Here is a 14,263-nt window from a genome sequence, read left to right on the forward strand (position 1 = left end):
TTGGATAACATCACGGATCTCTGGCAACAGGCATTATCCGAAATCGAAAAAAAATTAAGTAAGCCGAGTTTCGAAACCTGGTTAAAGTCCACTTCTGCTAACAGAATGGAAGGCGACACCATTATTATTACTGCCCCCAACGAGTTCGCTAGAGACTGGCTCGAATCTAGATACTCAAGTTTAATAACGGAAACGTTACTTGAGCTAACAGGCAGTGAACTCAAAGCAAAGTTCATTATTCCCCAGAATCAGTCCGATACTGATTTGGATCTTGAACAATCTATGAAGAAAAAACCAAAAGCAAATCCCGCTCAGGAAGAACATCCGCAGAGCGTGCTAAATTCCAAATATACGTTTGATACTTTCGTTATTGGATCGGGGAACCGTTTTGCTCATGCAGCTTCCCTGGCAGTGGCTGAAGCGCCAGCTAAAGCTTATAATCCTTTATTTATTTACGGGGGGGTTGGCCTAGGAAAAACACACTTGATGCATGCAATTGGTCACTATGTCATTGAGCATAATCCGAATGCAAAAGTGGTGTATTTATCATCCGAGAAGTTTACTAATGAGTTTATTAACTCCATTCGCGATAACAAGACCGTTAATTTTCGCAATAAATATCGAAATGTAGACGTACTACTGATTGATGATATTCAATTTCTAGCTGGTAAAGAACAAACCCAAGAGGAATTCTTCCACACATTTAATGCGCTTCATGAAGAAAGTAAGCAAATTGTGATTTCAAGTGATCGACCACCTAAGGAAATACCAACGCTAGAGGACAGGCTACGATCACGTTTCGAATGGGGATTAATTACTGATATTACGCCTCCTGATCTTGAAACAAGGATTGCGATTCTTAGAAAGAAAGCGAAAGCTGAAGGTCTAGATATCCCAAATGAAGTGATGCTCTATATCGCTAACCAAATTGATACGAACATTCGTGAACTAGAAGGTGCTCTTATTCGAGTGGTGGCCTATTCTTCACTAATTAATCAAGACATGAATGCGGACTTAGCAGCTGAAGCTCTAAAAAATATTATTCCATCATCAAAACCTAGAGTCATCACCATCCATGATATTCAAAATGTTATAGGTGATCACTTCTCAGTAAAACTAGAAGACTTTGCGGCTAAAAAGAGAACGAAATCAGTCGCTTTCCCACGTCAAATTGCGATGTATCTATCAAGAGAACTGACCGATTTTTCTCTTCCGAAGATTGGGGAAGAATTTGGAGGCCGAGATCACACAACTGTGATCCACGCTCATGAGAAGATTTCAAAACTAGTGGATTCTGATCAAGCATTTCAGAAGAAACTGCAAGATATAGTAGAGCAGCTGAAAAATGGATAGTTACCTTTTTTGTGGATATTAGTTGATAGAGTGTGTACAATTATCCAGAGTTACTAACACACTATCCACAGGTGGATAACTTACGTGATATAGGTTCAATAACACTTATCCACACATTCACAGCCCCTACTAGTAAGACTACGACTTTTTTTAAGTAATAAATATATAATCAGGGTCATTTATTTAGGAGGTAAATTATGCGTTTCAAAATCGAGAGAGATTATCTAGTATCAAGCGTATCTGATGTCATGAAAGCAGTATCTTCAAGAACAACGATACCGATACTGACTGGTATTAAAATCGTGGCAAGCGATGAAGGTGTAACATTAACAGGCTCTGACTCAGATATTTCAATCGAATGTTTCATTCCCGCAGAGGAAAATGATAAACAAATTGTTGAAATCTCTCAGATGGGAAGTATTGTTCTTCAAGCACGTTTCTTCTCTGATATCGTTAAAAAACTACCAGGTGATCAAGTAGAAATTGAAGTTCACGATAGCTTAACAACGAGAATCCGTTCTGGATCTTCAGAGTTTAACCTTAACGGTCTAGATCCTGAAGAATATCCACGTCTACCAGAAGTAGAATCCAAAGAAGGATTTCAAATTCAAGCAGATCTCCTAAAAAACATTATTAGACAAACGGTATTTGCTGTTTCTACTTCAGAAACTAGACCGGTGTTGACAGGTGTAAACTGGAAGCTTGAGAATAGCGAATTAAACTGTACTGCGACAGATAGTCACCGACTTGCTCTCAGAACAGTGCAGGTTGAACCTAATGGTAATGACCTTTCATTCTCAAATGTCGTTATCCCAGGAAAGAGTTTAAGTGAACTTTCTAAAATTATTGATGATAACGAAGAACTTGTAGATATTACGGTTACAGAGAATCAAATTCTATTTAAATCAAATCACATTCTCTTTTTCTCAAGACTTCTTGACGGAAATTATCCTGATACAAGTCGACTTATACCTAACGAAAGTAAAACAAACGTAACGGTATCAGCAAAAGAACTATTACAAGCAATTGATCGAGCTTCAGTTCTTGCACGAGAAGGAAGGAATAACGTAGTCAAGCTCGCAAGCATAGAGGAATCAACGTTAGAAATTTCCTCAAACTCTCCTGAAATCGGTAAAGTTATTGAACAGGTACAATCTCAATTCTTTGATGGAGAAGAGCTTAAGATTTCTTTTAGTGCTAAATACATGATGGATGCGTTGAGATCGATGGATTCCAATGAAGTGAATATTAGCTTTACTGGTGCGATGCGTCCATTCTTAATCAAGCCTATTGAAGGAGCTGCTATTATGCAGTTAATTCTACCGGTACGAACTTATTAATTTTAGTTAAAATTCATGCAAAAATATTGAGCTGCTGAGAAGAATTCTTCCAGCGGCTTTCTCTTTTTTTTTGCCATTGTGAAATTTCCACTCTATAAGTCATGCGTTTTAGTTAAAAAAGAGTTATAATAAACTATTGTCATCCTTCAAACTCGTCATCGTTGAATGGAGTAGAAGGAAAATGAGGTGAACGAAGATGAATGAAATCAAATTAATTAAAGAATACATCACTCTTGGCCAACTTCTTCAAGAAGCTGGAGTGATTAATACAGGCGGAATGGCAAAGTGGTTTCTGTCAGAGTACGAGGTCTATGTAAACGGAGAATTAGATGACCGACGTGGCAGAAAACTCTACAATCAGGATAAAGTGATGATTCCTGGAGTCGGGGAGTTTGTTGTATCTAGCTGAATGGGGGTTTCCCGTTGCATCTAAACACATTGAAAGTAACGAATTATCGAAATTACACGAAGCAAGAACTGCAGTTTGAAAATAACGTGAACGTTTTTCTCGGTGAAAATGCTCAGGGGAAAACAAACATCATGGAAGCTATCTATGTACTAGCTATGGCGAGATCCCATCGTACACCAAGAGATAAAGAATTAATCAATTGGGACGAGGAATATGCTAAAATAGAAGGTAGAATAGAAAAACGAAATGGTCCCCTCTCCCTCCAACTGGTTATTTCCCAAAAAGGTAAGAAAGCCAAACTAAATCAATTGGAACAGCAGAAACTGAGCAACTACATTGGTGCACTGAATGTTGTCATGTTTGCACCAGAGGATCTCAATCTGGTTAAAGGCAATCCTGGCGTTCGCAGAAGATTCATCGATATTGAAATTGGCCAGGTACAACCAGTCTATCTCTATTATCTTGGTCGATATCTGAAGCTTCTTCAGCAGCGTAACAGCTTGTTAAAGACCTTGCGATATCAAAAAAACCCCGATTATGTAATGTTGGATATCTTGACCGAACAATTAATTGAAGCTGCTGCGAATATTTATATACGTCGAGTTCGATTTGTTCAACTCCTTCAACAATGGGCTGAACCAATTCATTATGGAATTAGTAGAGGGCTAGAAAAATTTGAAATTCACTATAATCCAACTGTAGAGGTATCAGAACCAACCGATTTGTCGAAAATAGTAGATGGATATAAGCAAAAGTTTGATAAAATTAAAGAGAGAGAAGTTGAGCGTGGTGTTACGCTAGCGGGCCCCCATAGAGATGATTTGTCGTTTTTTGTAAATGGAAAAGACGTTCAAACTTATGGATCTCAAGGGCAACAGCGTACCACGGCTTTATCACTAAAACTTGCTGAAATTGAATTGATTCATAGTGAAGTAGGCGAATATCCTTTACTTCTGCTCGATGATGTTCTGTCGGAGTTAGATGATTACAGGCAGTCTCATCTTTTAAATACAATTCAGGGGAAGGTCCAGACGTTTGTCACAACGACTAGCGTCGAAGGCATCCATCATGAAACGCTTGAGAAAGCGACGACTTTTCAAGTCCAAGATGGACTAATCGAAAAGGTGAAATGAGGTGAAGTGGTGTTTATACACTTAGGAGAGGACGTAGTTGTTCAATCGAGAGATGTTGTTGGCATCTTTGATTGGCAAGTTATGGAGGAAGCGGAGATTACGAATGAATTCTTGCACCGCCATCAAAAAGATAAGCTAGTAGAAGATATTGGTGGTGATTTAACGAAATCAATCGTTATCACAACTGATACGGTCTATCTGTCCCCTTTATCTTCACTTACACTAAAAAGACGTGCTTACACAGTATCGGATAGTGTAGAAGTAACATCGAATGGAGAATCATCTTAAAACCAGGTTGGCTGTCAATCAGCAAGCTTAATTGAGTCTATCTTTGATAGAGAAATGTAGGTGAACAATATGACATTAGAGCAACAGTCTAATAAAGAAAGTTATGATGAAAGTCAGATTCAGGTCCTTGAGGGACTTGAGGCTGTTCGAAAACGCCCAGGGATGTACATTGGTTCCACAAGTAGCAGAGGACTCCACCATCTTGTTTGGGAAATTGTTGATAACAGTATCGATGAAGCTCTTGCAGGGTACTGTTCGCAAATTACAGTTAGTATTGAAAAAGACAATAGCATTAAAGTAGAGGATAACGGACGAGGCATTCCGGTCGGTATTCAAGAGAAAATGGGCCGCCCTGCAGTCGAAGTTATTATGACTGTGCTGCATGCCGGTGGTAAGTTTGGCGGCGGTGGATATAAAGTGTCCGGTGGACTGCACGGTGTAGGGGCATCAGTTGTAAATGCTTTGTCGTCTAAACTTGAAATTACGGTAGAACGTGAAGGCAAAGTTTATTACCAAAGCTATACACGCGGTGTACCTGATGAAGATCTTAAGGTTATTGGTGATAGTGATGTAACGGGGACAACTATTCACTTCATCCCTGATACCGAAATTTTTACGGAAACAATAGAATATGAATTTGATATTCTTGCTCACCGTCTAAGAGAACTTGCTTTTCTAAATCGCGGAATTAAAATTGTTGCGCAAGACAAGCGTCCTGAAGAAACAAAGCGTAATGAATATCATTACGAGGGTGGTATTAAATCATACGTTGAACATTTAAATCGTTCACGTGAAGCGCTCCACGAAGAACCAATCTTTGTAGAAGGTGAACGTGAAGGGATTTCTGTCGAGATCGCTGTTCAATACAATGATGGTTTTGCGAGTAATATCTACTCATTTGCCAATAACATCAATACGCATGAGGGTGGGAGTCATGAATACGGTTTTAAAACAGCCCTTACTCGCGTTATTAATGACTATGCACGAAAAAATAGTTTATTCCGTGAAACGGACCCTAACTTAACAGGGGATGATGTACGAGAAGGATTAACTGCAATCATTTCAATTAAACACCCTGATCCTCAATTCGAAGGTCAGACGAAAACAAAGCTTGGAAATGCAGAAGCTCGTACAATTACCGAGTCTATTTTTGGAGAAAAGTTCTCTACATTCCTTTTTGAAAATCCCCTCGTTGCTAAGCAAATAGTTGAGAAAGGTCTTATGGCCTCACGCGCTCGTGCTGCAGCAAAGAAAGCACGAGAGTTAACAAGAAGGAAAGGTGCTCTTGAAGTGAGCGCTCTCCCAGGTAAATTAGCTGATTGCTCATCTAAAGATGCTTCTATTTCTGAACTCTATATTGTTGAGGGTGACTCAGCGGGTGGATCAGCTAAACAGGGACGTGATCGTCATTTCCAAGCAATATTGCCTCTAAAAGGTAAAATTCTGAACGTCGAGAAAGCACGTTTAGATAAAATACTATCAAATAACGAAATTAGAGCGATTATCACAGCACTTGGAACAGGTATAGGTGAAGATTTTGATTTATCAAAAGCTCGCTACCACAAATTAATTATCATGACTGATGCGGATGTTGATGGAGCCCACATTCGAACGCTTCTATTAACATTTTTCTATCGCTATATGCGTCCGTTGATTGAAAATGGCTATGTTTACATTGCCCAGCCGCCACTTTATAAGATTACACAAGGAAAAAAAGTCACTTACGCTTATAATGACCGCGAGCATGATATTATTTTGAACGAGATTCCGAAAGCTCCTAAGCCCGGTATTCAGCGATACAAAGGTCTAGGTGAAATGAATCCAACTCAGCTTTGGGAAACAACGATGGATCCTGAGTCTCGTACAGTACTGCAAGTTGAACTACAAGATGCGATCGAAGCGGATGAAGTCTTTGATATGTTAATGGGAGATCGTGTTGAACCGAGACGGAACTTTATTCAAGACAACGCCCATTATGTAAAGAATCTAGATGTTTAAGAAATAAGCTGAAGGGGGGGATCCCCCCCTTTTCTGCTGTTCAAGGGTTAATAAGGCAATACAGCTAAATGTTATGAGATGAACAAGAGTATAATTGGAGGTTTTCCGTATGTCTGATATGGAAAGATCGAGAGTTAAGGAAATAAATATTAGTCAGGAAATGCGCACCTCCTTCATGGATTATGCGATGAGCGTTATTGTAAGTCGAGCTCTTCCTGATGTACGAGATGGTTTAAAACCAGTGCATCGCCGTATTTTGTATGCCATGAATGACCTGGGTATGACTTCTGATAAAGCTTACAAGAAGTCTGCGCGTATTGTTGGAGAAGTAATTGGTAAGTACCATCCACACGGTGATTCAGCTGTATATGACACAATGGTGCGCATGGCTCAGGACTTTAGCTATCGTAATATGTTAATAGATGGCCATGGTAACTTTGGTTCTATTGACGGAGATTCAGCAGCTGCAATGCGTTACACTGAGGCGAGAATGTCTAAAATCGCTATGGAAATGGTGCGAGACATTAACAAAGACACAATAGACTACCAGGACAACTATGATGGCTCTGAACAAGAACCAATTGTTCTCCCTGCAAGGTTTCCTAACTTACTAGTAAACGGAGCTTCAGGTATCGCTGTAGGAATGGCTACGAATATACCACCGCATAACCTTGGGGAAGTCATTGAAGGGATTTTGGAACTTAGTAAGAATCCAGAGATTTCGATACCTGAATTAATGGAGTTTATTCCAGGACCAGATTTCCCGACTGCAGCTGAGATTCTTGGACGTGAGGGTATTCGCAAAGCTTATATGACTGGTAGAGGATCAATTATCCAGCGGGCAAAAGCTGAAATCGAAGAATTTAGCAATGGTAAAAAGACGATCATTGTATCTGAACTTCCTTATCAGGTTAATAAAGCACGTCTTGTCGAAAAAATCGCAGAGCTTGTTCGCGATAAAAAGATAGAGGGTATCACAGATCTTCGTGACGAATCTGACCGCACAGGAATGCGTGTTGTCATTGAAGTGCGTAAAGATGCAAATGCGAATGTTCTCCTAAATAACTTATATAAACAAACTGCACTTCAAACTAGCTTCGGGATTAACACCCTTGCTCTAGTAGATGGACAACCAAAAGTATTAACGCTAAAAGAATGTCTTGAGCATTATCTAGAGCATCAAAAGGTTGTTATTAGAAGAAGAACGCAGTTTGAGCTAAACAAAGCGGAAGCAAGAGCACATATATTAGAAGGTTTGCGAATTGCACTTGATCATTTAGATGAAGTGATTAAATTAATTCGAGCTTCTGAAACAACAGATATTGCTAGAGAAGGCCTTATGACAAAGTTCTCGCTAAGCTATGATCAGTCTCAGGCGATCCTTGATATGCGACTTCAGCGTTTAACTGGTCTAGAGCGTGATAAAATTGAATCAGAATATCAAGAATTAATGAAGCGTATCGCTGAACTAAAAGCGATCCTTGCTGATGAAGAGAAAGTTCTTGAAATCATTCGCGAAGAGCTAGCGGAAGTAAAAGAAAGGTTCGCAGACAAACGTCGTACCGAAATAACGGTTGGCTTCGATATGATCGAGGATGAAGATTTAATTCCTAAACAAAATATTGTTATTACCCTCACACATAAAGGGTATATAAAGCGTCTGCCAATCGATACGTATCGTAGTCAAAAGCGCGGTGGTCGTGGAATTCAGGGGATGGGTACAAATGATGGTGACTTTGTTGAACACCTATTCACTACTCTGACGCATAATACGATTCTTTTCTTTACGAATAAAGGGAAGGTCTACAGACTTAAAGGGTATGAAGTACCTGAGCTTAGTCGAACGGCGAAAGGGATTCCAATTATTAATCTCCTTCAAATAGAAAAAGATGAATATATCACTGCAATTATTCCTATAGAAGAGTTTGTTGATGATTGGTTCGTTTTCTTTGCGACGAAGCAGGGTGTTGTTAAACGCTCTCCATTATCTGCCTTTGCGAATATTCGAAAGGGTGGGCTCATTGCCATCAACTTTAAAGAAGACGATGAGCTAATGGGCGTTCGTCTAACGAATGGATCGAAAGAGCTTATTATGGGAACGAAACAAGGAATGGCGATTCGCTTCCATGAAGAAGACGTTAGATCTATGGGGCGAACAGCTACTGGTGTTAAGGGGATCACCCTTCAGGAGAACGATCAAGTTGTCGGTATAGGCATTCTAGATGAAAACCAGGATGTACTTATTGTGACTGATAAAGGATTCGGTAAACGAACACCTGTTGAAGAGTATCGCGTGCAAACAAGAGGCGGTAAAGGTATCAAGACGTGTAACCTTACTGAACGTAATGGTGTGTTAACAGCTCTCAAGACTGTCACGCTTGAAGAAGAATGTATGATTATTACTGAGAGTGGCGTCATTATTCGTATCGATGTACAGGATATTTCTCAAACCGGAAGAAACACGCAAGGTGTGAGATTGATCCGTATCTCTGAAGGTGACTCTGTCGCAACGGTTGCGAAGGTAGAGATTAATGAAGAGGGTATCGAAGGTGAGGACATCGAAGATACAGAACCTACTAATGAAGTAAGTGCGGAAGAAATCATTGATGTTGATGCTGAAGAGATCATCGAGAATGATGATAACGATGATTCAAAGCCTGAAGAAGAGTAACAAGTTAGAAGAAGAGGAGAAATCCTCTTCTTTTTTTAATTTTTCTATTGCAATACTGATAAGCAGATGATAAGATGTAATTCCGTCGCTTTGACGGTGTCTCCAAAACCTTCTAATATTGGTTTTAAAAAACTTATAAAAAAGTGTTGACGAGATAACGCATTACATGATATATTATTTAAGTCGCCGATAAACAACGGCGGAAACGAAAGAAACAAATCGATCTTTGAAAACTGAACGAAACGCCATGTAAGTAGTTGTTTCTACGGAAACAAAACATTGTTTTAAAGCTAGATTAAGCTTTCTATCGGAGAGTTTGATCCTGGCTCAGGACGAACGCTGGCGGCGTGCCTAATACATGCAAGTCGAGCGAAGAGATGGGAGCTTGCTCCCTGATCTTAGCGGCGGACGGGTGAGTAACACGTGGGCAACCTGCCCTGCAGACTGGGATAACTCCGGGAAACCGGAGCTAATACCGGGTAATACATCGCACCGCATGGTGCAATGTTGAAAGTTGGCTTTCGAGCTAACACTGCAGGATGGGCCCGCGGCGCATTAGCTAGTTGGTAAGGTAATGGCTTACCAAGGCGACGATGCGTAGCCGACCTGAGAGGGTGATCGGCCACACTGGGACTGAGACACGGCCCAGACTCCTACGGGAGGCAGCAGTAGGGAATCTTCCGCAATGGACGAAAGTCTGACGGAGCAACGCCGCGTGAGTGACGAAGGCCTTCGGGTCGTAAAGCTCTGTTGTTAGGGAAGAACAAGTACCGTTCGAATAGGGCGGTACCTTGACGGTACCTAACCAGAAAGCCACGGCTAACTACGTGCCAGCAGCCGCGGTAATACGTAGGTGGCAAGCGTTGTCCGGAATTATTGGGCGTAAAGCGCGCGCAGGCGGTCTTTTAAGTCTGATGTGAAAGCCCACGGCTCAACCGTGGAGGGTCATTGGAAACTGGAGGACTTGAGTGCAGAAGAGGAGAGTGGAATTCCACGTGTAGCGGTGAAATGCGTAGATATGTGGAGGAACACCAGTGGCGAAGGCGGCTCTCTGGTCTGTAACTGACGCTGAGGCGCGAAAGCGTGGGGAGCAAACAGGATTAGATACCCTGGTAGTCCACGCCGTAAACGATGAGTGCTAGGTGTTGGGGGGTTCCACCCTCAGTGCTGAAGTTAACACATTAAGCACTCCGCCTGGGGAGTACGACCGCAAGGTTGAAACTCAAAGGAATTGACGGGGGCCCGCACAAGCAGTGGAGCATGTGGTTTAATTCGAAGCAACGCGAAGAACCTTACCAGGTCTTGACATCCTCTGACAATCCTGGAGACAGGACGTTCCCCTTCGGGGGACAGAGTGACAGGTGGTGCATGGTTGTCGTCAGCTCGTGTCGTGAGATGTTGGGTTAAGTCCCGCAACGAGCGCAACCCTTGATCTTAGTTGCCAGCATTCAGTTGGGCACTCTAAGGTGACTGCCGGTGACAAACCGGAGGAAGGTGGGGATGACGTCAAATCATCATGCCCCTTATGACCTGGGCTACACACGTGCTACAATGGACGGTACAAAGGGCAGCAACACCGCGAGGTGAAGCGAATCCCATAAAGCCGTTCTCAGTTCGGATTGCAGGCTGCAACTCGCCTGCATGAAGCCGGAATTGCTAGTAATCGCGGATCAGCATGCCGCGGTGAATACGTTCCCGGGCCTTGTACACACCGCCCGTCACACCACGAGAGTTTGTAACACCCGAAGTCGGTGGGGTAACCTTTATGGAGCCAGCCGCCGAAGGTGGGACAAATGATTGGGGTGAAGTCGTAACAAGGTAGCCGTATCGGAAGGTGCGGCTGGATCACCTCCTTTCTATGGAGAATTACGAAGGTAACTTACGTTACCAACCTTACATGAGCGTTTCGTTTAGTTTTGAAAGAATGATTTATTCTTTCAAACCAGGTGAAGTGATGAAGCTTAGGCGGATTCAAGTAGTAGCCTTGTTCCTTGAAAACTAGATAGCACAAACAACGACATCCAATAATTATTTTTTATGCAATAACTTAGTAATAACTGATGCGTTATGGCAGTAATGCCTAACAAATCGAAGGTTAAGCTACTAAGGGCGCACGGTGGATGCCTTGGCACTAGAAGCCTAAGAAGGACGGGACGAACACCGATATGCTTCGGGGAGCTGTAAGTACGCTTTGATCCGGAGATTTCCGAATGGGGGAACCCACCATCTTTAATAGGATGGTATCCATTTCTGAATACATAGGGAATGGAAGGCAGACCCGGGGAACTGAAACATCTCATTACCCGGAGGAAGAGAAAGCAAACGCGATTTCCTGAGTAGCGGCGAGCGAAACGGAATCAGCCCAAACCAGAGGGCTTGCCCTCTGGGGTTGTAGGACGTCTCTTTGGAGTTACAAAGGCACGGATAGACGAAGCGACCTGGAAAGGTCCATCAGAGAAGGTAACAATCCTGTAGTCAAAATCCGATGCCCTCCGAGACGGATCCTGAGTACGGCGGGACACGTGAAACCCCGTCGGAATCCGGGAGGACCATCTCCCAAGGCTAAATACTCTCTAGTGACCGATAGTGAACCAGTACCGTGAGGGAAAGGTGAAAAGCACCCCGGAAGGGGAGTGAAAAAGAACCTGAAACCGTGTGCCTACAACTAGTTGGAGCCCGTTAATGGGTGACAGCGTGCCTTTTGTAGAATGAACCGGCGAGTTACGATCCCGTGCAAGGTTAAGCTGAGAAGGCGGAGCCGCAGCGAAAGCGAGTCTGAATAGGGCGAAATAGTACGTGGTCGTAGACCCGAAACCAGGTGATCTACCCATGTCCAGGGTGAAGTTCAGGTAACACTGAATGGAGGCCCGAACCCACGCATGTTGAAAAATGCGGGGATGAGGTGTGGGTAGCGGTGAAATGCCAATCGAACCTGGAGATAGCTGGTTCTCTCCGAAATAGCTTTAGGGCTAGCCTCGCGGCAAGAATCTTGGAGGTAGAGCACTGATTGGACTAGGGGTCCTTACCGGATTACCGAATCCAGTCAAACTCCGAATGCCAACGATTTATCCGCGGGAGTCAGACTGCGAGTGATAAGATCCGTAGTCGAGAGGGAAACAGCCCAGACCACCAGCTAAGGTCCCAAAGTATACGTTAAGTGGAAAAGGATGTGGCGTTGCTTAGACAACCAGGATGTTGGCTTAGAAGCAGCCATCATTTAAAGAGTGCGTAATAGCTCACTGGTCGAGTGACGCTGCGCCGAAAATGTACCGGGGCTAAACGTATCACCGAAGCTGTGGATTGTCTTACGACAATGGTAGGAGAGCGTTCTAAGGGCTGTGAAGTCAGACCGAAAGGACTGGTGGAGCGCTTAGAAGTGAGAATGCCGGTATGAGTAGCGAAAGACAAGTGAGAATCTTGTCCGTCGAAAGCCCAAGGTTTCCTGAGGAAGGCTCGTCCGCTCAGGGTTAGTCGGGACCTAAGCCGAGGCCGAAAGGCGTAGGCGATGGATAACAGGTTGATATTCCTGTACCACCTCCTTTCCGTTTGAACGACGGGGGGACGCAGAAAGATAGGGAGAGCGCGCTGCTGGAAATGCGCGTCCAAGCGATTAGGCTGGTGAATAGGCAAATCCGTTCACCATGAAGGCTGAGTCGTGATGGCGAGGGAAATTTAGTACCGAAGTCCTTGATTCTACGCTGCCAAGAAAAGCCTCTAGTGAGGAAAAAGGTGCCCGTACCGCAAACCGACACAGGTAGGCGAGGAGAGGATCCTAAGACGATCGGGAGAACTCTCGTTAAGGAACTCGGCAAAATGACCCCGTAACTTCGGGAGAAGGGGTGCTTCCTCGGGTTTATAGCCCAGGGGAGCCGCAGTGAAAAGATCCAAGCGACTGTTTAGCAAAAACACAGGTCTCTGCAAAGCCGTAAGGCGAAGTATAGGGGCTGACACCTGCCCGGTGCTGGAAGGTTAAGAGGAGGGGTTATCCCTTACGGGAGAAGCTCTGAATCGAAGCCCCAGTAAACGGCGGCCGTAACTATAACGGTCCTAAGGTAGCGAAATTCCTTGTCGGGTAAGTTCCGACCCGCACGAAAGGTGCAACGACTTGGATACTGTCTCAACGAGAGACCCGGTGAAATTATAGTACCTGTGAAGATGCAGGTTACCCGCGACAGGACGGAAAGACCCCATGGAGCTTTACTGTAGCCTGATATTGGATTTTGGTACAGCTTGTACAGGATAGGTAGGAGCCATAGAAGTCGGACCGCCAGGTTCGATGGAGGCGTCGGTGGGATACTACCCTGGCTGTACTGACATTCTAACCCAGCACCGTGATCCGGTGCGGAGACAGTGTCAGGTGGGCAGTTTGACTGGGGCGGTCGCCTCCTAAAGTGTAACGGAGGCGCCCAAAGGTTCCCTCAGAATGGTTGGAAATCATTCGCAGAGTGTAAAGGCACAAGGGAGCTTGACTGCGAGACCTACAAGTCGAGCAGGGACGAAAGTCGGGCTTAGTGATCCGGTGGTTCCGCATGGAAGGGCCATCGCTCAACGGATAAAAGCTACCCTGGGGATAACAGGCTTATCTCCCCCAAGAGTCCACATCGACGGGGAGGTTTGGCACCTCGATGTCGGCTCATCGCATCCTGGGGCTGAAGTAGGTCCCAAGGGTTGGGCTGTTCGCCCATTAAAGCGGTACGCGAGCTGGGTTCAGAACGTCGTGAGACAGTTCGGTCCCTATCCGTCGCGGGCGCAGGAAATTTGAGAGGAGCTGTCCTTAGTACGAGAGGACCGGGATGGACACACCGCTGGTGTACCAGTTGTTCCGCCAGGAGCATAGCTGGGTAGCTACGTGTGGAAGGGATAAGTGCTGAAAGCATCTAAGCATGAAGCCCCCCTCGAGATGAGATTTCCCACAGCATGAAGCTGGTAAGATCCCTTAGAGATGATGAGGTAGATAGGTTCGGGGTGGAAGCGTGGCAACACGTGGAGCTGACGAATACTAATCGATCGAGGGCTTAACCGAATATATTGGAAAACGTTGCGAGTGCTATCTAGTTTTCAGGGAACACCT

Annotated in this window: 8 protein-coding genes and 2 rRNA genes; all 10 read left to right on the forward strand. The window is 44.0% G+C overall.

Features of this window, described 5'->3' with window-relative positions:
• The 10 genes from dnaA to AC0VYO_RS00050 all read left to right on the forward strand — a co-directional run bounded on the left by dnaA (position 1) and on the right by AC0VYO_RS00050 (position 14,215).
• Complete coding sequence (dnaA, locus tag AC0VYO_RS00005; protein WP_194218140.1) at positions 1-1,353, forward strand: chromosomal replication initiator protein DnaA; 1,353 nt, start codon at positions 1-3, stop codon at positions 1,351-1,353.
• A gap of 197 nt (positions 1,354-1,550) precedes the next feature.
• On the forward strand, positions 1,551-2,693 hold the full coding sequence (gene dnaN, locus AC0VYO_RS00010; protein ID WP_194218139.1) for a DNA polymerase III subunit beta: 1,143 nt from the start codon (positions 1,551-1,553) through the stop codon (positions 2,691-2,693).
• A 196-nt stretch (positions 2,694-2,889) separates the two neighbouring features.
• Positions 2,890-3,102, forward strand: coding sequence for a S4 domain-containing protein YaaA (yaaA, locus tag AC0VYO_RS00015; protein ID WP_194218138.1), 213 nt, complete (start codon positions 2,890-2,892; stop codon positions 3,100-3,102).
• A 14-nt stretch (positions 3,103-3,116) separates the two neighbouring features.
• A complete protein-coding gene (recF, locus tag AC0VYO_RS00020; RefSeq protein WP_475368270.1) occupies positions 3,117-4,235 on the forward strand; it encodes a DNA replication/repair protein RecF in 1,119 nt (372 codons plus the stop codon).
• 9 nt (positions 4,236-4,244) lie between these two features.
• On the forward strand, positions 4,245-4,523 hold the full coding sequence (remB, locus tag AC0VYO_RS00025; RefSeq protein WP_194218136.1) for an extracellular matrix regulator RemB: 279 nt from the start codon (positions 4,245-4,247) through the stop codon (positions 4,521-4,523).
• A 69-nt stretch (positions 4,524-4,592) separates the two neighbouring features.
• Entirely contained in the window at positions 4,593-6,521 is a 1,929-nt protein-coding gene (gene gyrB, locus AC0VYO_RS00030) for a DNA topoisomerase (ATP-hydrolyzing) subunit B (RefSeq protein ID WP_194218135.1), read from the forward strand.
• Positions 6,522-6,630: 109 nt separating this feature from the next.
• Complete coding sequence (gene gyrA / locus AC0VYO_RS00035; protein ID WP_283153225.1) at positions 6,631-9,192, forward strand: DNA gyrase subunit A; 2,562 nt, start codon at positions 6,631-6,633, stop codon at positions 9,190-9,192.
• A gap of 304 nt (positions 9,193-9,496) precedes the next feature.
• Positions 9,497-11,048 (forward strand): 16S ribosomal RNA (locus AC0VYO_RS00040).
• Positions 11,049-11,050: 2 nt separating this feature from the next.
• Positions 11,051-11,194 (forward strand): hypothetical protein, encoded by a 144-nt coding sequence (locus tag AC0VYO_RS00045; RefSeq protein ID WP_194219970.1) that lies wholly within the window; start codon positions 11,051-11,053, stop codon positions 11,192-11,194.
• A gap of 91 nt (positions 11,195-11,285) precedes the next feature.
• Positions 11,286-14,215 (forward strand): 23S ribosomal RNA (locus AC0VYO_RS00050).
• The 16S and 23S rRNA genes sit together here, the layout of an rRNA operon.
• Positions 14,216-14,263: the final 48 nt, after the last annotated feature.

Source organism: Anaerobacillus sp. 63XJN7_4_ISO-PGPR-S23-413 (genome assembly GCF_056173725.1).